General features: G+C 65.3%; 12 protein-coding genes, 3 rRNA genes and 1 pseudogene. 10 read left to right on the top strand and 6 right to left on the bottom strand.

Annotated features, from left to right (window positions below; translation table 11 throughout):
- The first annotated feature begins 688 nt into the window (after window positions 1-688).
- From BLU62_RS13675 to rrf, 3 genes are all read left to right on the top strand, one after another.
- Window positions 689-2,211, top strand: a 16S ribosomal RNA gene (locus BLU62_RS13675).
- Between the two features lie 465 nt (window positions 2,212-2,676).
- Window positions 2,677-5,808: ribosomal RNA gene (locus BLU62_RS13670) — 23S ribosomal RNA — on the top strand.
- A gap of 142 nt (window positions 5,809-5,950) precedes the next feature.
- A 5S ribosomal RNA gene (gene rrf, locus BLU62_RS13665) occupies window positions 5,951-6,067 on the top strand.
- The 16S, 23S and 5S rRNA genes sit together here, the layout of an rRNA operon.
- Window positions 6,068-6,198: 131 nt before the next feature.
- Here rrf and BLU62_RS13660 read toward each other — a convergent pair.
- Window positions 6,199-7,065, bottom strand: a complete 867-nt coding sequence (locus tag BLU62_RS13660) for a universal stress protein (protein ID WP_074852896.1) — start codon at window positions 7,063-7,065, stop codon at window positions 6,199-6,201.
- A 146-nt stretch (window positions 7,066-7,211) separates the two neighbouring features.
- Here BLU62_RS13660 and glsA point away from each other — a divergent pair, with 146 nt between their 5' ends.
- Both glsA and nucS read left to right on the top strand, forming a co-directional pair.
- Window positions 7,212-8,645: a glutaminase A gene (gene glsA / locus BLU62_RS13655; protein WP_074850062.1), complete on the top strand. Its 1,434-nt coding sequence runs from the start codon at window positions 7,212-7,214 to the stop codon at window positions 8,643-8,645.
- Window positions 8,646-8,776: 131 nt separating this feature from the next.
- Entirely contained in the window at window positions 8,777-9,460 is a 684-nt protein-coding gene (gene nucS, locus BLU62_RS13650; RefSeq protein ID WP_074850061.1) for an endonuclease NucS, read from the top strand.
- A 30-nt stretch (window positions 9,461-9,490) separates the two neighbouring features.
- On the opposite strand, the gene BLU62_RS13645 is transcribed toward nucS, so the two are convergent.
- Together BLU62_RS13645 and mce are read right to left on the bottom strand one after the other, a co-directional pair.
- Window positions 9,491-10,444 (bottom strand): coiled-coil domain-containing protein, encoded by a 954-nt coding sequence (locus tag BLU62_RS13645; RefSeq protein ID WP_074850060.1) that lies wholly within the window; start codon window positions 10,442-10,444, stop codon window positions 9,491-9,493.
- A gap of 228 nt (window positions 10,445-10,672) precedes the next feature.
- Window positions 10,673-11,167 carry a methylmalonyl-CoA epimerase gene (gene mce / locus BLU62_RS13640; protein WP_074850059.1) on the bottom strand — a complete coding sequence of 165 codons (495 nt, stop codon included), beginning with the start codon at window positions 11,165-11,167 and terminating at the stop codon, window positions 10,673-10,675.
- Window positions 11,168-11,252: 85 nt separating this feature from the next.
- Between mce and BLU62_RS13635 the strand changes: the two are divergent.
- The 5 genes and pseudogenes from BLU62_RS13635 to BLU62_RS13615 all read left to right on the top strand — a co-directional run bounded on the left by BLU62_RS13635 (window position 11,253) and on the right by BLU62_RS13615 (window position 15,516).
- Window positions 11,253-12,454: pseudogene (locus tag BLU62_RS13635) on the top strand (acetyl-CoA C-acetyltransferase).
- 70 nt (window positions 12,455-12,524) lie between these two features.
- Window positions 12,525-12,920: a DUF3817 domain-containing protein gene (locus BLU62_RS13630; RefSeq protein WP_074852895.1), complete on the top strand. Its 396-nt coding sequence runs from the start codon at window positions 12,525-12,527 to the stop codon at window positions 12,918-12,920.
- A 29-nt stretch (window positions 12,921-12,949) separates the two neighbouring features.
- Complete coding sequence (locus BLU62_RS13625) at window positions 12,950-13,264, top strand: thiamine-binding protein (protein ID WP_074850058.1); 315 nt, start codon at window positions 12,950-12,952, stop codon at window positions 13,262-13,264.
- Window positions 13,265-14,503, top strand: coding sequence for an MFS transporter (locus tag BLU62_RS13620; RefSeq protein ID WP_074850057.1), 1,239 nt, complete (start codon window positions 13,265-13,267; stop codon window positions 14,501-14,503).
- A gap of 59 nt (window positions 14,504-14,562) precedes the next feature.
- On the top strand, window positions 14,563-15,516 hold the full coding sequence (locus tag BLU62_RS13615) for a tetratricopeptide repeat protein (protein ID WP_084811912.1): 954 nt from the start codon (window positions 14,563-14,565) through the stop codon (window positions 15,514-15,516).
- 79 nt (window positions 15,517-15,595) lie between these two features.
- Here the strand turns inward: BLU62_RS13615 and glgB are convergent, their stop codons facing one another.
- The 3 genes from glgB to BLU62_RS13600 form a co-directional block, all read right to left on the bottom strand.
- The gene (glgB, locus tag BLU62_RS13610) at window positions 15,596-17,812 is read right to left on the bottom strand and encodes a 1,4-alpha-glucan branching protein GlgB (RefSeq protein WP_074850056.1); all 2,217 of its coding nucleotides are present in this window, start codon (window positions 17,810-17,812) and stop codon (window positions 15,596-15,598) included.
- A 1-nt stretch (window position 17,813) separates the two neighbouring features.
- Window positions 17,814-19,814: a maltotransferase domain-containing protein gene (locus BLU62_RS13605; protein WP_074850055.1), complete on the bottom strand. Its 2,001-nt coding sequence runs from the start codon at window positions 19,812-19,814 to the stop codon at window positions 17,814-17,816.
- 152 nt (window positions 19,815-19,966) lie between these two features.
- A complete protein-coding gene (locus BLU62_RS13600; RefSeq protein ID WP_074850054.1) occupies window positions 19,967-22,078 on the bottom strand; it encodes an ATP-dependent DNA helicase in 2,112 nt (703 codons plus the stop codon).
- Window positions 22,079-22,112 lie beyond the last annotated feature (34 nt).

Genomic DNA, 22,112 nt, shown 5'->3' with positions numbered 1-22,112 from the left:
GGGCTGACCACCTGTCCGAAAGGATGGTTCTGCGGCGCACGTCACATCGGACGATTCGACGAAGATCTGCATGCGGCAGAGTGTTTCGCCGTGTGTCGGCAGGCCGTGACCTGCGGCGATGTCCGACTCATGAACAGGTGACCAGGCGATTTGACCCTGGCAATACGGTTGCGTAACTTTCTTCGAGTCAGCGCGCCACGGCGCCGCCCCGGAGGGCCCGAGAGGGTTCGGAACGGGGAGTGGAGACCGGGCCTCGCGCAGACCGCCCCCGAACTTCTCGTCCAAGACTTCGTGTCTTGGACGTGTTGTGCGGGGTTGCTGGATCTCTTCCGACCGACGAACTTCGGGTTTGCGGGTCGCGGAGGTGGTCTGGTAGGCTGGAAGAGTTGCCCCGGAGACGGGGTGGCGGTGGATGGTCAGAACCAAGTCTGCTGGTGAAAGCCCTTGTGGGGGTGAGTGGCTGGTGGGTGTGTGTTCTTTGAGAACTCGATAGTGTGATGATGAATTGTCTGATGCCATATTGTGGCATCGAGCATCTTTTGTGGATGTAGATGTTTATTTTGTGTGTGGCGCTCGGCCCCGTCTGGGTGTCACACGAAAAGCTAGTTTTGGATTGGTCAGGTTTTGCTTTCCTGATTGTGTTGAAACGCCGGCGCCTTTTGGGGTGTTGGTTTTGTTTCGCTATTTTTTCATGGAGAGTTTGATCCTGGCTCAGGACGAACGCTGGCGGCGTGCTTAACACATGCAAGTCGAACGGAAAGGCCCAGCTTGCTGGGTACTCGAGTGGCGAACGGGTGAGTAACACGTGGGTGATCTGCCCTGAACTCTGGGATAAGCCTGGGAAACTGGGTCTAATACCGGATATGACCTTGGAGTGCATGCTCTGGGGTGGAAAGCTTTTGCGGTTCAGGATGGGCCCGCGGCCTATCAGCTTGTTGGTGGGGTAATGGCCTACCAAGGCGACGACGGGTAGCCGACCTGAGAGGGTGATCGGCCACACTGGGACTGAGACACGGCCCAGACTCCTACGGGAGGCAGCAGTGGGGAATATTGCACAATGGGCGCAAGCCTGATGCAGCGACGCCGCGTGAGGGATGACGGCCTTCGGGTTGTAAACCTCTTTCACCAGGGACGAAGCGTGAGTGACGGTACCTGGAGAAGAAGCACCGGCCAACTACGTGCCAGCAGCCGCGGTAATACGTAGGGTGCGAGCGTTGTCCGGAATTACTGGGCGTAAAGAGCTCGTAGGCGGTTTGTCGCGTCGTCTGTGAAATTCTGCAACTCAATTGTAGGCGTGCAGGCGATACGGGCAGACTTGAGTACTACAGGGGAGACTGGAATTCCTGGTGTAGCGGTGAAATGCGCAGATATCAGGAGGAACACCGGTGGCGAAGGCGGGTCTCTGGGTAGTAACTGACGCTGAGGAGCGAAAGCGTGGGTAGCGAACAGGATTAGATACCCTGGTAGTCCACGCCGTAAACGGTGGGTACTAGGTGTGGGGCTCATTTCACGAGTTCCGTGCCGTAGCTAACGCATTAAGTACCCCGCCTGGGGAGTACGGCCGCAAGGCTAAAACTCAAAGGAATTGACGGGGGCCCGCACAAGCGGCGGAGCATGTGGATTAATTCGATGCAACGCGAAGAACCTTACCTGGGTTTGACATACACCAGACGCATGTAGAGATACATGTTCCCTTGTGGTTGGTGTACAGGTGGTGCATGGCTGTCGTCAGCTCGTGTCGTGAGATGTTGGGTTAAGTCCCGCAACGAGCGCAACCCTTGTCCTGTATTGCCAGCGGGTTATGCCGGGGACTTGCAGGAGACTGCCGGGGTCAACTCGGAGGAAGGTGGGGATGACGTCAAGTCATCATGCCCCTTATGTCCAGGGCTTCACACATGCTACAATGGCTGGTACAGAGGGCTGCGATACCGTGAGGTGGAGCGAATCCCTTAAAGCCAGTCTCAGTTCGGATTGGGGTCTGCAACTCGACCCCATGAAGTCGGAGTCGCTAGTAATCGCAGATCAGCAACGCTGCGGTGAATACGTTCCCGGGCCTTGTACACACCGCCCGTCACGTCATGAAAGTCGGTAACACCCGAAGCCGGTGGCCTAACCCCTTGTGGGAGGGAGCTGTCGAAGGTGGGATCGGCGATTGGGACGAAGTCGTAACAAGGTAGCCGTACCGGAAGGTGCGGCTGGATCACCTCCTTTCTAAGGAGCACAACGCACGGGGCTTGGTCCCCGTGGACCCCCGCTTCTGTGGCCGAATGTGTCACGGCGGGTGTGTTCGAGGGTGAAACATCAGACGAACCGATGACTGTTGCCGCTACATGGTGGTGGCAGTTGGGTTGCTGCCTGGTCGTGAGGCCGGTGGGTTCATTGTCACGCTATCGGGGTTCTGAGGGAACACGCGTTTTCTCGGTGCTGCATGTGAGATCTGGGTTGTTGAGGTGTTCTGTGATGGGACGCGGAGATGCAGGTTTGTGTGCGGTGTGTGTTGTTTGAGAAGTGCATAGTGGATGCGAGCATCTTTATTTCAAATCAACATTTTTTTGTTGGTCTGTGATTTAGCAGAAATGTTTTTGTGATGTCTACACTGGTGGGGGATTGTGTCTCTTGGTGGGCCCTGGTTTTTGGGGGTTCGCGGGGGCGGAGCCCCTGTGGGTGTAGGTGTTGTTGTAAGTGTGTAAGGGCGTTCGGTGGATGCCTTGGTACCAGGAGCCGATGAAGGACGTGGTAGGCCGCGATAGTCCTCGGGGAGTTGTCAAACGAGCTGTGATCCGAGGGTGTCCGAATGGGAAACCCAGCACGAGTGATGTCGTGTTACCCACCTCTGAATGTATAGGGGTGTGGAGGGAACGTGGGGAAGTGAAACATCTCAGTACCCATAGGAAGAGAAAACAATATGTGATTCCGTGAGTAGTGGCGAGCGAAAGCGGATGAGGCTAAACCATGCGCATGTGATACCGGGTAGGGGTTGTGTGTGTGGTGTTGTGGGGTTCGTCTTCTTCCATCTGCCTGTGGAAGCGTGAGTCAGAAAATCGTGTGTTAGGTGAAGTGGCCTGGAATGGTCTGCCGTAGACGGTGAGAGTCCGGTAGCTGAAAACACATGGTCTTGCGTGATGGATGCCCAAGTAGCAGCGGGCTCGTGGAATCTGCTGTGAATCTGCCGGGACCACCCGGTAAGCCTGAATACTTCCTGGTGACCGATAGCGGACAAGTACCGTGAGGGAAAGGTGAAAAGTACCCCGGGAGGGGAGTGAAATAGTACCTGAAACCGGACGCTTACAATCCGTCAGAGCCTGTGAGTCCTTGTGGCTGTGGGTGATGGCGTGCCTTTTGAAGAATGAGCCTGCGAGTTAGTGCTCGGTGGCGAGGTTAACCCGTGTGGGGTAGCCGTAGCGAAAGCGAGTCTGAATAGGGCGAAAGAGTCGCCGGGTCTAGACCCGAAGCGGAGTGATCTACCCATGGCCAGGGTGAAGCGACGGTAAGACGTCGTGGAGGCCCGAACCCACTTCAGTTGAAAATGGAGGGGATGAGCTGTGGGTAGGGGTGAAAGGCCAATCAAACTCCGTGATAGCTGGTTCTCCCCGAAATGCATTTAGGTGCAGCGTCACATGTTTCTTACCGGAGGTAGAGCTACTGGATGGCCGATGGGCCCCACAGGGTTACTGACGTCAGCCAAACTCCGAATGCCGGTAAGTGAGAGTGTGGCAGTGAGACTGCGGGCGATAAGGTTCGTAGTCGAGAGGGAAACAGCCCAGATCGCCGGCTAAGGCCCCTAAGCGTGTACTAAGTGGAAAAGGATGTGGGGTCGCGAAGACAACCAGGAGGTTGGCTTAGAAGCAGCCACCCTTGAAAGAGTGCGTAATAGCTCACTGGTCAAGTGATCCTGCGCCGACAATGTAGCGGGGCTCAAGTACACCGCCGAAGCCGCGGCACTCACACAACAGCCCGTTGGTTTTCTACGGAGATCCAACCAGGTGTGTGGGTGGGTAGGGGAGCGTCCTGCATCCGTGGAAGCCGCAGAGTGATCTAGTGGTGGAGGGTGTGGGAGTGAGAATGCAGGCATGAGTAGCGAAAGAAGAGTGAGAAACTCTTCCGCCGAATGACCAAGGGTTCCTGGGCCAGGCTAATCCGCCCAGGGTGAGTCGGGACCTAAGGCGAGGCCGACAGGCGTAGTCGATGGACAACGGGTTGATATTCCCGTACCCGTGTATCCGCGCCCATGCTGAATCAGTTGTACTAACCATCCAGATCCCCCAGGAGCACCTTCGGGTGCCGGGTGGGGTGATGCATGGGACCTTGGCTGGTAGTAGGCAAGCGATGGGGTGACGCAGGAAGGTAGTGGGGCCAGTCAGTGGTTGTACTGGTGTAAGCCTGTAGGGCGTGTTCTAGGCAAATCCGGAACACATGCAGCCTGAGAGGTGATGCGTAGCCGAAGTGGTGAATTCCATGATCCTATGCTGCCGAGAAAAGCCTCTAGTGAGTTGGTACACGGCCCGTACCCCAAACCAACACAGGTGGTCAGGTAGAGAATACTAAGGCGATCGAGAGAACTGTGGTTAAGGAACTCGGCAAAATGCCCCCGTAACTTCGGGAGAAGGGGGACCCAGACTGGTGACGATCTTTACGGTTTGAGCTGGTGTGGGTCGCAGAGACCAGAGAGAAGCGACTGTTTACTAAAAACACAGGTCCGTGCGAAGTCGTAAGACGATGTATACGGACTGACGCCTGCCCGGTGCTGGAAGGTTAAGAGGACCGGTTAATCACTTCGGTGGTGAAGCTGAGAATTTAAGCCCCAGTAAACGGCGGTGGTAACTATAACCATCCTAAGGTAGCGAAATTCCTTGTCGGGTAAGTTCCGACCTGCACGAATGGCGTAACGACTTCTCTGCTGTCTCAACCACAGACTCGGCGAAATTGCAGTACGAGTAAAGATGCTCGTTACGCGCGGCAGGACGAAAAGACCCCGGGACCTTCACTATAGCTTGGTATTGGTGTTCGGTTCGGTTTGTGTAGGATAGGTGGGAGACTGTGAAGTGGGCACGCCAGTGTTCATGGAGTCGTTGTTGAAATACCACTCTGATCGTATTGGACTTCTAACCTCGGACCCTGATCGGGTTCAGGGACAGTGCCTGGTGGGTAGTTTAACTGGGGCGGTTGCCTCCCAAAATGTAACGGAGGCGCCCAAAGGTTCCCTCAGCCTGGTTGGCAATCAGGTGTTGAGTGTAAGTGCACAAGGGAGCTTGACTGTGAGACGTACATGTCGAGCAGGGACGAAAGTCGGGACTAGTGATCCGGCACCGGCAAGTGGAAGCGGTGTCGCTCAACGGATAAAAGGTACCCCGGGGATAACAGGCTGATCTTCCCCAAGAGTCCATATCGACGGGATGGTTTGGCACCTCGATGTCGGCTCGTCGCATCCTGGGGCTGGAGTAGGTCCCAAGGGTTGGGCTGTTCGCCCATTAAAGCGGCACGCGAGCTGGGTTTAGAACGTCGTGAGACAGTTCGGTCTCTATCCGCCGCGCGCGTAAGAAACTTGAGGAAACCTGTCCCTAGTACGAGAGGACCGGGACGGACGAACCTCTGGTGTGCCAGTTGTCCTACCAAGGGCACCGCTGGTTAGCTACGTTCGGAAGGGATAACCGCTGAAAGCATCTAAGCGGGAAGCCTGTTCCAAGATGAGGTTTCTCACCCTCTTAGCAGGGTTAAGGCCCCCTACAGACCATGGGGTTGATAGGCCAGAACTGTAAGCACAGTAATGTGTTCAGGTGACTGGTACTAATCGGCCGAGGACTTACCAACAACACTGTTGTTCACACAACAAGACCCCTACATGTTTTTTGGGGTTCACGGGGGCGTAGCCCCCGTGTGATCGCATCCACTATGACACTTCTGAAACAACACACAACAAACAAATAGCCTGTTGTGGGTTGTTTTATAGAGTTACGGCGGCCATAGCGGAGGGGAAACGCCCGGCCCCATTCCGAACCCGGAAGCTAAGCCCTCCAGCGCCGATGGTACTGCACCTTAATCAGTGTGGGAGAGTAGGACACCGCCGAACACAATTTCCATTGTGGCCCTACACGAGTAATCGTGTAGGGCCACAATGCATTTCCCGTCTCCACGTCCGGCAGTCGGTAGAAGCAATGTGCGCTATGGGCGCATCAGTTCTACGAAATCCGGGACAGCAGATCAGTCGGTCCCCTTGGGCACGACGATCATCGGTACCGACACCGCGCGCAGGATCTTGGCGGCCGTCGTGCCGAGGAACAATGTGTTGGGGGCGGCCAGCCGGCTCGAGCCGACCATCACCAGGTCGCCGTCGTGCCACTCGAGCGAGCCGACAGCCTCCTCGATCGTGTCGCCCTGGACAATCGTGGAAGTGACCGGGAAATGTTCCGGCAGTTGGGCTCTCGCCTCGTCGAGCGTTCGCTGTGCATGTGCCCGGGCGGTATCGATTGCGGAGTCCTCGGCCGCGGTGCGCCATGGCTGCATGTCACCGATCGCGAGAAGCGAGACGAGCCTGATGGGCCGGTGCGCCCGGATGCCACTGCGGATGGCGGTCTCGAACAGCAACGGTGCTCCCGGACGGTCACCGATCGTCACGGTGATCTCACGCACCTCCTCGGCTCCGAGGTGCGCGTAGCCGGGCGGTGCGACCGCGACCGGGATCGGCGACGAATGCAGGATGTCGTTGACGACCGTCCCCAAGGTGTGGCGGCCGCGGATCCCGCCGCCCGCTCCGCCGATGACGAGGATGTCGGCGCCGGTGCGTCGGGCCTCGATGATCAGTCCCTCGCCGGGATTGGCGTGTTCGGCGATCGTCGTCGTGGTCTCGATGTCGTCGGGCAGGCGGGCGGCCGCCTCGTCGAGCCAGCGTCGTGCCGCGCTGTCGAGGGCATCGGAGAGTCTCTCCACCGTGTCGTCGGCGCCGGCCGGTTCGGGCGGGATGACGATGCAGATCTCCAGCTCGGCGTCGAAGGTGCGTGCCAGGCACGCACCCAGGGCCACCGCGTCCTCGCCCCCGGAGGTGGCGATGTATGCGACGAGCAGCTTCATCGGTGCTCCCATCTGTGTCCTCTGCGGCGGTCTCACTGGGCCCCAGCCTAGTCACGTCCGTGCCTGAACCACGGTTGTTGTGTGCCCCGTCGCGTTCCCCGTCGAGTCGGCTACCCGATCACTGCCGGACACGCTTAGATTGCTGCATGGAATCCCTCGTTGACGGCTATCTCCGCCACATCATGGACAAGGTCCGAGAGGACCGATCCGGCGATGTCGCCGACTACATCCCCGAACTGGCGGTCGTCGATCCCGAGCGTTGTGGACTGTCGGTCTGCGTCCACGACGGGTACACGTACTCACACGGAGATTCCGCCACCACGTTCACCATCCAGTCGGTGTCGAAGCCGCTGACGTACGCGATGGCGCTCCGCAAACACGGCCCGGACGTGGTGGACGGCAAGATCGGCGTCGAACCGTCGGGGGAGGCGTTCAACGAGATCAGCGTCGACGATCGCCGGCGCCCGAAGAACCCGATGATCAATGCCGGAGCCATCTTCGCGGCGTCGATGCTGCTGCCGGCCTCCCGTGAGGTGAGTGCCGCCGACGTCGACGCGGCCTTCGGCGAGATCCTCGACTTCTATTCGGGTTGTGCGGGCCGGCGGCTGTCGATGGACGAGGAGGTGTACGCCTCCGAGTCCGCGACGGGTTCGCGCAACCGTGCGATCGCGTACATGCTCGACAGCTTCGGCGCGCTGGAGACCGATCCCGACGCCGCGATCGACCTCTACTACCGCCAGTGCTCGATCAGGGTGACGACGGACGATCTCGCCGGGATCGGCGCGACCATCGCCAACGGCGGTATGAATCCCCGAACCGGCCGGATTGTGTTCTCCTCCGAGATAGCGCAGCGACTGCTGAGCGTGATGACCACGTGCGGCATGTACGACGGGGCGGGGGACTGGGTCACCTCGGTCGGCCTGCCGGCCAAGAGCGGCGTCGGCGGCGGAATCCTCGCCGTCCTCCCGGGGCAGCTGGGCATCGGCGTGTACTCGCCGCGCCTCGACGAGCACGGGAACAGCGTCCGCGGCGTCAAGACGTGCCAGCACCTGTCGAAAGACCTCGGGCTACACATGTTCAACGTGACCCGCGAGAGCCGGGTGACGATCCGCTCGGTCTACGACCTGGCCGACAGCCCGGTGGCTGGTGAATGGAGCGAACGCGAGCGCAGCTACCTCCGCACCTGCCGCGACATGATCCGCGTCTACGAATTGCAAGGCGACCTGACGTTCGCCGGGGCCGAAAGCGTTCATCGGCGCCTCGTGGCCGACATGGACGACTTCACCGTGGTGATCGTGGAGATCTCGCGACTCGGTGTCATCGACGCGGTCGCGCGAACCATGCTGCTCAGCATCAAACGACTGCTCGCCGACAGTGGTCGTCGTGCCGCGCTCGTCGACCCCGACGGCGTCGTGCGCGCCAGCATCGAACGGCAGCTCGACGAGTGGACCACCCCGAATCCGGATGCGCTGGTCGACCTCAAGGGGTTCGATCCCGCACTGCCGCATGTGCACATGACGATGGAGGATGCCGTCATCGACGCCGAGACCTTCATGCTCAAGCACTACTACGACCAGTGACCCTTCGAGACGCGTCCTCCTCAGGGGTCGGTAGGGGCGTCCTCCGCAGGCTCCGGCCGCTCCTCAGGGATCGGTAGGGGCCGCGGCGCGGGCGCGTGAGATCGGTGCAGTCGATGCCCTAGGGTGGGTTCGTGCGTCTCGTCATCGCGGAGTGTCAGGTCGACTATGTCGGGCGATTGACCGCCCATCTGCCCATGGCCAAGCGCCTGTTGCTGGTCAAGTCGGACGGTTCGGTGAGCGTGCACGCCGACGACCGCGCGTACAAGCCGCTCAACTGGATGAGCCCGCCGTGCTGGCTCACCGAGGCCGCCGTGCCCGAGGGCACCGAGGCAGAGGCCTACTGGGTGGTCACCAACAAGGCGGGTGAGGAACTGCGGATCACGATCACGTCGATCGAACACGATTCGCAGCACGAACTCGGGATCGATCCCGGTCTGGTCAAGGACGGCGTCGAGGCGCATCTCCAGGAGTTGCTCGCCGAGCACGTGGAGACCCTGGGGCCCGGCCACACCCTGATCCGGCGCGAGTACATGACGGCCATCGGACCTGTCGATCTGCTGTGCCGCGACGCCGCGGGTGCCACGGTGGCCGTGGAGATCAAACGACGCGGTGAGATCGACGGCGTCGAGCAGCTGACGCGCTACTTGGAACTGCTCAACCGCGACACCACGCTGGCTCCCGTCGCCGGCGTCTTTGCCGCGCAGCAGATCAAGCCGCAGGCGCGAACGCTCGCCGAGGATCGTGGAATCCGTTGCGTCGTGCTGGATTACGAAGCCCTGCGCGGTGCGGAGAGTACGGAGTTCCGGCTCTTCTGAGCGCGGGGCGCCGCCGATTCCGGGCCCCGCTCAGGCGTTGGCGCGGGCCTCCGGTGACAGCTTGCGATTGAGCAGTTCGAGATCGTCGGTGTCGGACAGCACCGCGTACTCGGAATCCTCCGGCTGCGCCAGCAACTCGGGCAGCTCGGCGAGCTTGTCGCGGAGCTGCCCCAGGTTGGCGGCGATCTCCTGACGCGCACGGTCGGCCGCATGCGCCATCTCGCGGGATCGGTTCAGGCGTTCGCCGGCGATGTCGAGGGCGGTCTGACGGATGTGGTTGGCCTCGTCGAGGGCACGTTCACGCTGGTCGGCGAGTTCCGCGTCGTGGCGTTCCCGCTCGGCGGCACGTTCGCGTGAGCTGACGGCCTCCAGTTCGGCGACCTCCGACTTAGCCTTGTCGACGATGCGGCGGGCCTCGTCGTTGGCGGCCTTCATCGTCTTGGTGTGCTCGGCCTCCATCGCGGCCGTGCGTTCGGCGATGAGACGCGCCGACTCGGACTCGTTGGCTGCGGCGGTCTCCTTGACCTGCCGTGCACGCGCGGATGCCTCATCGACGAGCTTCTTGGCCGCCGCCTGTGCCTCGCCGCGGATCCGCTCGGCCTCGGCGGCCGCCTCGGACCGCATGTCGGCCGCCTCCTGGCGGGCGATCGACAGCGTCTCGTCGGCCTCGGCCGACGCCTCGGCCCGCATCTCCGAGGCCTCGTCGGAGGCGAGCTGGAGCATGCGGGAGAGGCGTTCGCTCATGCCCTGCGCGGTGGTGGGCGGTACCGAGAGTTTGTCGATCTCGCGCCGGAGTTCGGCGATCTCGTCGCGCGCGTCCTCGAGATGGGCCGCGAGCTCGTGGGCGTTGGCGGTGGCGGCGTCGCGATCGGCGGCGAGAACCCGCAACTCGGCGTCGAGTCTCTGGAGATGGTCGGCGACCTGCTCACGGTCATAACCGCGCATCACGATCGCAAAGGGCAATTGCCGTGCGGGACCTGGCATGCGGGCCAGTGTATCGGAGACGGCCGGACCTCGAAGCGCGGTCGGAGTCAGGTTCGGCGCGGGTGTCGGCGTTGTCGGGGACACGGTCCTCGGCGCCGGCGCGTGGACCTCTGCTCAGGTGTCCACGCGCCGGCGCCGGTGTCCGCCCGGGTGCCGTGGCGCAGGGCGGGCGGGGAGGGAGTTGTCAAGCGCCCGAACGCTTTTGAGGTTCGGGCCGAGGGATCGGGCTCAGTGCGCGGCGTCGGCGGCCGGCTCGACGAGCTCGAGCAGAACGCCGCCCGCGTCCTTGGGGTGGACGAAGTTGATGCGGGACTTCGCAGTGCCCCGCTTGGCGGCGGGGTAGAGGACACGGACGCCGGCCTCGGTGAGGCGGGCGGTCACGGCGTCGACGTCGGTCACCCGCACCGCGAGCTGCTGCAGGCCCGGGCCGTTGCGATCGATGAACTTCGCGATGGTCGACGACTCGTCGAGCGGGGCCAGCAACTGGATGACCGCGCCACCGCCGCCCGGGCCCACCATGGCCTCCTCGACACCCTGCTCGGTGTTGGTCTCCTGGTGGAGCGTCTCGAAGCCGAGGTGTGTCGCATACCACTCTTTCGCGGCGTCCAGGTCGGGGACGGCGATGCCCACGTGGTCGATCGCGACGACCAGGTCGGAGATCAGAGCGGTCGCGCCCTGGGGAGTGCCGGCGGGGGTGCTGGGGTCAGTTGCAGAGGTGCTCATGTCACAACGGTAGCGTTGGGGGGTAGAGCGCACAGAGCGGGCGCTCGGTAGCCCCCTCGCACGACACCCCCGGAGGTTCTTTTCCATGTCCTCGACTGCTGACAACACGACGGTCATCGTCGCCGGCGCACGCACCCCCTTCGGCCGCCTCCTGGGCTCCCTGAAGGACTTCAGCGGCGTCGACCTGGGTGCGGTGGCGATCCAGGGTGCACTCGAGAAGTCCGGGGTCCCGGCTTCTGAGGTCCAGTACGTGATCATGGGCCAGGTGCTGACCGCGGGGGCGGGTCAGATGCCGGCTCGCCAGGCCGCGATCAAGGCCGGTATCGGCTGGGACGTCCCGACGCTGACGATCAACAAGATGTGCCTGTCGGGCATCGACGCCATCGCGCTCGCCGACCAGCTCATCCGCGCCGGTGAGTTCGACGTCGTTGTCGCCGGTGGCCAGGAGTCGATGACCCAGGCCCCGCACCTGCTGCAGGGCAGCCGCAGCGGCTTCAAGTACGGCAACACCGAGCTCACCGACCACATGGCCTTCGACGGCCTGCACGACGCCTTCACCGATCAGCCGATGGGTGCGTTGACCGAGCAGGGCAACGACAAGGACGGCTTCACGCGCGAGCAGCAGGACGAGTTCGCCGCCCGCAGCCACCAGCTCGCCGCTGCCGCCTGGAAGAACGGCGTCTTCGACGACGAGGTCGTGCCGGTCTCCATCCCGCAGCGCAAGGGCGACCCGATCCAGTTCACCGAGGACGAGGGCATCCGCGCCAACACCACCGCCGAGTCGCTCGGGGGCCTGCGCCCGGCCTTCCGCAAGGACGGCACCATCACCGCGGGCAACTCCTCGCAGATCTCCGACGGCGCTGCCGCGGTCGTCGTGATGAGCAAGGCCAAGGCGGAGGAACTGGGCGTGACCTGGCTCGCCGAGATCGGTGCCCACGGCGTCGTCGCGGGTCCGGACTCGAGCCTGCAGGCGCAGCCGGCCAACGCGATCATCAAGGCATGTGACCGCGAGGGCATCGCCCCGCGGACCTCGACCTCATCGAGATCAACGAGGCGTTCGCCGCCGTCGGCCTGGCCTCGACCCAGCAGCTCGGCGTCGACGCGGACAAGATCAACGTCAACGGTGGCGCCATCGCCGTCGGTCACCCGATCGGCACCTCCGGTGCCCGCATCACCCTCCACCTCGCGCTCGAACTGCAGCGCCGCGGCGGCGGTGTCGGCGCGGCCGCACTGTGCGGTGCCGGTGGACAGGGCGACGCGCTGATCGTCCGCGTCCCGAAGGCCTGATCGATCCGCTGAAGGAGACTTCTACGACACTTTGTCGTAGAAGTCTCCGCCGGCAGGCACAATGGTGAACATGCTGTCTTTCTTCGACCTGACCACACCCGCCAAGCGCTTCCGCCTCGTCGCCGTGGCCGAGGCCATCACCTGGGCGTGGCTGATCGTCGGGATGATCCTCAAGCGCGTCAACGACGACCCGGAGGCCATCGCGCTGCCCGGCGCCACCCACGGTGCCGTCTTCGTGATCTTCGTGATCGTCGCCCTGATCACCTCGTTCCAGCTCAAGTGGAACGCCGTGAAGTGGGAGCTGCCCCTGGGCGGACGCCGCATCGGGATCCCGATCGTGACGCTGCTGGCGCTCGCATCGAGCGTGCCGCCCTTCGGCACGATCGTCTTCGAGTGGTGGGCCAAGCGCAACGGCCATCTCGCCGAGCTGTCGGCCGGGCAGTCGCCGCAGCAGGCCCCCGCCTGATCCGACCCGCCTGATCCGGAGGTAGTCCACTGATCGTCGCGTTCAGCCTCACGCCCTCGGGCGGGACCGCCGTCGACGCCGACGGCGGGATGAGTGCGGCGGTCGCGGCCGCCGTCGAGGTGGTGCGGGCCTCCGGGATCCCACATCAGACAACCTCGATGTTCACCTATCTCGAGGGCGACTGGGACGAAGTGATGGCAGTGGTCAAAGCCGCCACCGAGGCCGTCGCCGCCCGCGCGCCGCGCGTGGGCCTGGTGCTCAAGGCCGACATCCGACCGGGCCACACCGACGAACTGACCGGCAAGGTCGAACGGGTGGAACGCCACCTGGGTTCGGGCGACTGAGTGCAGGTGCACCTCGCGACCGGACCCCGTCGATCCCGGCGGGCGGTCGCCACGATCTTCGCCCTGAACGGTTTCCTCGCCGCCATGTGGGTGGCTCACATCCCGGTCATCAGCGAGCGCACCGACGTAGGGCACGACGAGCTCGGCGGCCTGCTGCTCCTCCTGGGTGGATCCGCCTTCGTCGGCATGCAGGTGTGTGGCCCGCTGATCGATCGCTGGGGTTCCCGGCCGCTCACGATCGTCGCTGCATCGCTCCTCTCGGCGGTCATCATCACGCCCGTCCTCGCCGTCGACACGCTCACCCTCGGTGCGGCGCTGGCAGCGTTCGGATTCGCCAACGGGTGCCTCGACGTGTCGATGAACGCGCAGGCGGTCGCCGTCGAGCGCGCGTATCGCCGGCCGATCATGTCGTCGTTCCACGGCTGGTTCTCGGCGGGCAGCCTGGTCGGGTCCGGAGTGGTCGCGGCGACCCTGTGGGCCGACGCCGGCGTCGTCCCGACCGTCGCCTGTGCGGCCGTTGCCGGATTCGTGGTCGTCGCCGCGGTCGCGCGTGGCCTCGCCGGGCACGACGAGTCGCCGGCGACGTCGACGAACGCGTCGTCGGAAGCGTCGTGGTGGCACGGCATCGACCGGCGTCGGCTCGTCCTCCTCGCGGTCGTCGCCTTCGGGCTGATGCTCGCCGAGGGCACCGCCTACGACTGGAGCGCCCTGCACATCGTCGAGAGCTACGGGACCAGCGAGGCGATCGGCGCGCTCACGTTCGGCGCCTTCAGCCTCGCCATGACGGTGTCGAGATTCGTCATCGATCCGGTCGTCGCGTCCGTGGGGGCGGTCCGCGTGCTGCGCGTCGGCGCACTCATCGGGATCGCCGGCATGACGATCGCGATCGTCTCGCCGGTTCCGGCGCTCGCCGTCGTCGGCTGGGCGGTCTTCGGCGTCGGACTCGCCGGACTCATCCCGCAGATCTTCACCGCCGCGGGCAACCTCACCGATTCGGCGGGCGGGCGGACGATCTCGATCGTCGTCGGTTGCGGATACCTGGGGATGCTCGCCGGACCGGCCGTCGTCGGGTTCATCAGCAGCCAAACGAGTCTGAACACCGGGCTGCTCGCGGCCCTGGCCGCGCTCCTGCTCGCGGTGTACTTCGCCGGAGTGGTGCGCCCACGCGGACCGTCGGTGTCCGCGCTCGGCGAACCTCGGTCGTCGCGGTCGGGTGGTCGTGCCACACTAGAGGAGTGACGCGACCAACCAATCGTCAGCAGGCCGCCGCGGCGGCCCGTCAACAGGCTGCGGCCGCCATGGCCATGACCGGTGCCGTCGATCTCGGCGGAATCAAGGAACGGGCCGAAGCCCAACGCGCCCAGGCTCAGCGAGCCCAGGCCCAGCGAGCGCAGGCTCAGCCCGACGGCGCACAGCCGGTCCCCGGCACCCCGCCGCCGGCTGCACCGCCCGCCGCGCCGGGCGCGAGCGTCATCGACGTGACCGAGGAGACCTTCGAGTCCGAGGTCCTCGACCGGTCGATGCAGCAGCTCGTCGTCGTCGACCTCTGGGCGGAATGGTGCGGACCGTGCAAGCAGTTGTCGCCGGTTCTCGAGCGTCTCGCCGCGGAGTCCGGCGGTCGCTGGGTGCTCGCCAAGGTCGATGTCGACGCCAGTCCCCGTATCGCGCAGGCATTCCGGGTGCAGTCGATCCCGATGGTCGTCGCCATCGTGCAGGGACAGCCGGTCACCGCGTTCAACGGCGTCCGGTCCGAGGCCGAGATCACCAGCTGGATCGACGAGATCTTCGCCCAGGTCGGCAACGCGTTGCCGGACGCACCCGCGGGTGCGGCTCCCGAGCCGGAGCAGTCCGATCCGCGCATGATCGCCGCCGAGGAGAAGCTCAACGACGGTGACTTCGACGGGGCACTGGCCGCATATCGCGCCGTTGCCGAAGCCGAACCCGAGAACGTCGAGGCGGCGTCGGCGGCGCGGAACCTCGAATTCATCCTGCGCGCGCAGGCCCACGACCCGGCCATCGTCGAGACGGCGTCACCGCGCGACGTCGACGCCCAGCTCGCGGCCGCGGACGTCCTGCTGCTGTCGCAGCAGCCCGAGGCGGCCTTCGACCGGATCATCGACGTGGTCCGCGTGACCAACGGCGACGAGCGCACACGGGCACGGACGCGACTCCTCGAGCTGTTCGAGCTGTTCGATCCGGCCGAGGACTTCGTCGTCGCCGCACGCCGGAAGCTGGCCAGCGCGCTCTACTGATCCGCAAACCCACCATTTTTCGGCAAACCCAGCACCCTCCGGGGTGCTGGGTTTGCCGATAAAGGGTGGGTTTGTGCGGCTAGCGCGGGGCGAGCCAGATGGCGGAGTTGGCCGGCAGCATGACCCGCGCCGAGGTGGGGCGTCCGTGGTACGACGGCCCGTCGGCGGTCACCGACCCCAGATTGCCCCGGCCGGCGCCGCTGTAGGCGTCGGCGTCGGTGTTGAGGATCTCCTCCCACACCCCGCCCTGCGGCAGACCGACCTGATAGTCGACGCGGTCCGAGCCGGAGAAGTTGAAGATGCAGGCGACGACCGATCCGTCCTCCCCGAAACGCAGGAAGCTGATCACGTTGTTCGCGGTGTCGTTGGCGTCGATCCACTCGTAGCCGAGGGGAGTGATGTCCTGAGTGTAAAGCGCCGGGGACGACCGGTAGATGCGGTTCAGATCGGTGACGAGCGCCGAGATACCGGAATGGAGCTCGCCCTCCCATCCCTCCAGCTGGTGCCAGTCGAGGCTGCGGTTGTCGGCCCATTCACCGGTCTGGCCGAACTCCTGGCCCATGAACAGCAACTGCTTGCCGGGATGCGACCACATATAGGCGAGGTACACGCGTGCGCCGGCGGCCTTGGTGAAGGAATCGCCCGGCATCCGCGTCCAGAGCGTGCCCTTGCCGTGCACCACCTCGTCGTGCGACAGGGGCAGCACGAAGTTCTCGCTCCACGCGTACATCAGCGAGAAGGTGATCTCGTGATGGTGGAAGCTGCGGTGCACCTGATCGCGTGACAGATAGTCGAGGCTGTCGTGCATCCAGCCCATGTTCCATTTGAAGCTGAAGCCGAGACCGCCGAGATCGGTCATCCGGGTGACGCCCGGCCACGCGGTGGACTCCTCGGCGACGGTGATGACGCCGGGGAAGTGCTTGTGGACCGTCGCGTTGGTCTCCTGCAGGAACTGCACCGCCTCGAGGTTCTCGCGGCCGCCGTGAACATTGGGCCGCCACTGCCCGTCGGGGCGTGAGTAATCCAGGTACAGCATCGACGCGACGGCGTCGACGCGTAGTCCGTCGATGTGGAACTCGCTGAACCAGAACAGCGCGTTGGCGACCAGGAAGTTGCGCACCTCGTGACGTCCGAAGTCGAAAACGTAGGTGCCCCAGTCGAGTTGCTCGCCACGCATCGGGTCGGCGTGCTCGTAGAGCGGCGTGCCGTCGAAGCGGGCGAGGGCCCACTCGTCCTTCGGGAAGTGCGCGGGCACCCAGTCGACGAGCACGGCGATGCCGCGCGAATGCAGGTGGTCGACGAGATAGCGGAAGTCGTCGGGGGTGCCGAAGCGCGCAGTCGGCGCGTAGTACGACGTCACCTGGTAGCCCCACGAGCCGCCGAAGGGGTGTTCGGCCACCGGCAGGAACTCGACGTGGGTGAAGCCCTTCTCGACGACGTAATCGGCGAGCTGATGGGCGAGTTCGCGATAGCCCAGGCCCTGACGCCACGACGCCAGGTGCACCTCGTAGACGCTCATCGGTTCGCGCTCGGGTGCGGAGGCCTCCCGGCGGGCGATCCAGGCGTCGTCGGACCAGACATGGTGCGACTCGGCGACGACCGACGCGGTCGACGGCGGGAGTGTGGTCCGGTAGGCCATCGGGTCGGCCTTGTCGCGGATCACGCCGTCGGCGCCGTGTACCCGGAACTTGTAGTGCGCACCGTCGCCGACGTCGGGGATGAACACCTCCCAGACGCCGCTGACCCCGACCTTGCGCATGGGGGCCACACGGCCGGTCCAGTGGTCGAAGTCGCCGATGACGGCCACGCCGTGCGCGTTGGGCGCCCACACAGAGAACGCGGTGCCGCGGACGTCGCCGTCGGCCGTCGTGTACGAGACGATGCGCGCGCCGAGGGCCTCCCACAGCTTCTCGTGACGTCCCTCGCTGAACAGGTGGATGTCGATGTCGCCGAGGCTCGGCAGGAACCGGTATCCGTCGGCGACCACGAATTCCGACGTCCCGCCCGAACCGTCGGGATAGACGATCCGGTAGCGGTAGTCCATCAGGTCGGCGATCGGCACCGTGACGACCCACAGGTCGTCGGTCTGGCGGGACATCGGATGGTCGACGCCGCCGATGACCGCCGACACCGACAGTGCGTCGGGCCGTAGGGTGCGCAGGATCGTGCTGCCGCCCGGTGCGTCGTGCGCCCCGAGGAACGCATGCGGGTCGGGGTGGGTCAGTGCGTGAAGCCGACGCAGGTCGTGGTCGGTGGCTGCGGGGTCGGGGAGGGACTCGAGATCGGTCACGGGCACCTCACTGGATTCGGTAGGCGAGTCGCGCGGCGGCGGCGGGGTCGAGCGGCGGCAGGGCCAGGATGTGGGCGACCGCGCGCCACGGCTCGAGACGGACGTAGTTGTCCTGTCCCCACCAGTACTCCTCCCCGGACACCTCGTCGCGGACGGAGAAGTGCTCGTACCACTCGAATCCGAGTTTGGGCAGGTCGAGCCAGACGGTCGATTCCTCGGCGGCGAACGGGTTGAGGTTGATCACCACCACGACGCGGTCGCCCGACACGGGATCGATTTTCGAGTAGGCGATCAGCGAGGGGTTGTCGACGTGATGGAAGTGGATGTTCCGCAACTGCTGCAGCGCGGGATGGCGGCGGCGGATCTCGTTGAGCGAGGTGATCCACGGTTCCAGCGACTCGCCGCGGCTCGCGGCCGCCTTGTAGTCGCGGGGACGCAGTTCGTACTTCTCGGAGTCCAGGTACTCCTCGCTGCCCTCGGCGACCGCCACGTGTTCGTAGAGTTCGTAGCCGCTGTAGACGCCCCAGGTCGGGGCGAGGGTCGCGGCCAGTGCGGCGCGCAGCGCGAACATTCCCGGGCCGCCGTGCTGCAGGCTGGCGTGCAGGATGTCGGGCGTGTTGACGAAGAGGTTGGGCCGCGCCTCGTCGGCGTGCTCGGCCAGTTCACGTCCGAACTGCTCGAGTTCCCACTTGACCGTCTTCCAGGTGAAGTACGTGTAGGACTGCGTGAACCCGAGGCGGGCGAGACCGTACAGACGCGCGGGCCGGGTGAACGACTCGGACAGGAACAGCACGTCCGGGTTCCGCTTCTTGACCTCGCTGATCAGCCATTCCCAGAAGTTCGGCGGTTTGGTGTGCGGGTTGTCGACGCGGAAGATGTCCACGCCGAGGCCGACCCAGTGCAGGACGACCTTCAGCACGGCCCGATAGATGCCGTTGCGGTCGTCGTCGAAGTTGAGCGGGTAGATGTCCTGGTACTTCTTCGGCGGGTTCTCCGCGTAGGCGATCGTGCCGTCGGGCTGGATGATGAACCACTCGGGGTGTTCGGTGGCCCAGGGGTGGTCGGGTGCGCACTGCAGGGCGAGGTCGAGGGCGACCTCGAGGCCCAGCTCACGCGCCCGCCCGACGAAGTACTCGAAGTCCTCCTCGCTGCCGAGCTGAGGGTGGATGGCGTCGTGGCCGCCGTCCTTCGACCCGATGGCCCACGGCGAGCCGACATCGTCGGGGCCGGCGACGAGCGTGTTGTTGCGTCCCTTGCGGTTGATCTCGCCGATGGGGTGGATCGGCGGGAGGTAGACGACGTCGAAACCCATCCCGGCGATGCGGGGCAGGTCCTGGGCGGCGGTGAGGAAGGTGCCGTGCACCGGGTTGCCCTCGCCGTCCCAGCCGCCGGTCGAGCGCGGGAAGAACTCGTACCAGGACCCGAACAGCGCGCGGGTGCGGTCCACCCACACGCGATGGGTGCGGCTCTTGGTGACGAGTTCGCGGACCGGATTGTCGTGGAGGAGTTCGGCGACCTCCTCCGAGATCGCCAGGCTCACGCGGTTCTCCACCCGGCGGCGGCGAGCGCGGAGCAGACGCGCGGCGTCGAGCACGAGTTCGCGGTTCTCGTCGGCGATGGCCTCGGCGGCGCGCGTGAGGATGCGGGCGCCGGTCTCGAGGTCGTTGGCCAGATCGGCGGCGCCCTGACCGGCATCGAGCTTCTTGGTGACCGCGGACCGCCAGGTGGTGTAGGGGTCGCTCCAGGCCTCGATGCGGTATGACCAGAAGCCGACGGCGTCGGGGACGAACGCCGCGTTGAACGTGTCCGGTTCGGGGGTCGGGGTCATCCGGATGTCGAGAACGCCGTGGCGGGGAGCCTCGACGTGCAGCGTGACCCCGATCGCGTCGTGACCTTCGCGCCACGCCGTGGTGCTGACCGGGAAGAACTCTCCCACAACGGCTTTCGCGGGCTGCTGCCCGGCGGAGACCAGGGGTGCGATGTCGTCGATCCCCATGCGCCCGATCACTCGAAGCCTCCTCTCGTCAGCTCCCGCGACTGGCCAGGGTGCGTTGTCGGTCTCGCCTGCGTTGGTATCACCGCTACCCAACCTAGTGCCCCGCGTACGCGATTGTCTTGTCGTACGCGGTCCCCGTGTCGGGTGTCTCGCTCCCGGCGTGATCAGCCCACCGGACGCGGTGCGGCGGCGAGTCGGCTGAGGGCGGACCTGACCACTGCGGGGTCGGTGGTCCGCCACATCGGCGGCAGCGAGGCGAGCAGGTAGCCCCCGTATCCGGCCGTCGCCAGTCGGGAGTCGAGCACCGCGACGACGCCGCGGTCGTCGACCGATCGCAGCAAGCGACCGGCGCCCTGGGCGAGCAGCAGCGCGGCGTGGTTGGCCGCCACGGACAGGAAACCGTTGCCGCCCCGGGCGTCGACCGCACGCTGCCGCGCGGTCAGCAGCGGGTCGTCGGGCCGGGGGAACGGGATCCGGTCGATGATGACCAGGCTCAGCGACGGCCCGGGCACGTCGACGCCCTGCCACAGGGACAGGGTGCCGAACAGGCATGTCTCGGGATCCTCGGCGAAGCGTCTGACCAGGGTCGAGGTGGTGTCGTCGCCCTGACACAACACGGGGTACTCGCAGCGTTCCCGGATCGCCTCGGCGGCTTCGCGCGCGGCCCGCATCGACGAGAAGAGCCCCAGGGTGCGTCCACCGGCGGCATCGACGAGCTGGGCGATCTCGTCCATCGTCTTCGGTGCGATACCCGAGCGGTCGGGCCGCGGCAGGTGCCGCGCGAGGTAGAGGATGGACGACTTCGGGTAGTCGAACGGAGAGCCGGCGTCGAGGCCCGTCCAGCGCGCCGAACCCGAATCCGACGGCACCGCCTTGCCGCTGGCCGTGATGTTGCGCGAGGCCGCCGGGTCGGGACCCGGTTCATCGGCTCCGGGCTCGTCGGCGGCGGGCCGGTCGGTGCCGCGACCCGAGGCGGGCAGGCCCCAGGTGGCGGCGAGGGCGTCGAAGGAGCCGCCGATCGTCAGCGTCGCGGAGGTCAGGATGACCGTCGAATTGGCGAACAGCGATGCCCGGAGCAGTCCGCCGACCGACAGCGGTGCGATGTGCAGCACCGGGCGGGGCTCGGCGCCGCGTCGTGAGGTGTCGAGACCGACCCACACCACGTCACGGCGCTTGGACTCGTCGGGTTCGTCGAAGGCCCCGAGGACGCGGACGACGGTGTCGTGCATGTCGTCGAGCGAGGTGAGGGCGGCCGACCGGGCGGCGGCCGCACCGTCGTCGCCGGCGCCGGGCGCGCGCACCGGGCCGATCGCGGTCCGGGTCTGCCACAGCCGGTCGCGCAACATCACCAGAACGCTCGTGGCGTCGGCGGGCAGCTGCGTCCACTGGGTCTTGGGGGCGGTCTCGAGGAGTTCGCCGAGTTGCTCACCGGCGCCGAGGAGGGCGTCGGCGGTCTCCTCGTCGACGAGTTTGCCGACGCGCCGGGAGACGAGCGCGATCGAGGACGCCGACAGTTCGTCGGTCGCCACCGAGGTCATCCGGTCGACGAGCTCGTGAGCCTCGTCGATGATCACCACATCGTGTTCGGGGAGCACGTTGGCGGGACTCGTCGCGTCGATCGCCAGCAGCGCGTGGTTGGTGACCACCACGTCGACCTTGCCGGACCGGCGACGGGACTGTTCGGCGAAACAGTCCTCGCCGTAGGAACAGTTGGCGGCGCCGAGGCATTCGCGCGCGGACACGCTGACCTGTCGCCAGGCGCGGTCGGCGACACCGGGGACGAGATCGTCGCGGTCGCCCGTCTCGGTGTCGCTGCTCCACTCGCGCAGCCGAGTGACATCGCGGCCGGTGCGGGACAGCTCGAACGGATCGAACAGCTCGGTGTCCGGCTCGTCGGCGGTCCCCGAGTGGATCTTGTTCAGGCACAGATAGTTTCCGCGACCCTTGAGGATCGCGAAAGTGGGTTTGCGACCGATCGGCTTCGCCAGTGCGCCGGCGAGGCGGGGGAGATCTCGCTCGATCAGCTGACGCTGCAGCGCGATCGTCGCGGTCGACACCACGACGGTGCGCCCGGTCTCGACGGCGTGGCGGATGGCCGGCACGAGATAGGCCAGCGACTTTCCGGTGCCGGTCCCGGCCTGCACGGCGAGATGTTCGCCGGTGTCGATGGCGTGGGCGACGGCCGAGGCCATGGCGACCTGACCGTCACGGCGACGACCGCCGAGCGCGGAGACCGCGGTGTCGAGCAGATCGGTCACCGGGGGAGTGTTGGGCATGTGGGGGTCCGGGGTCCTCGTTCGAGATGGGGTG

Source organism: Gordonia westfalica (assembly GCF_900105725.1).
GTDB classification, from domain to species: Bacteria; Actinomycetota; Actinomycetes; order Mycobacteriales; family Mycobacteriaceae; genus Gordonia; species Gordonia westfalica.
The sequence above is the reverse complement of the archived record's forward strand: the minus strand, read 5'-3'. Positions and strand labels throughout refer to the sequence as shown.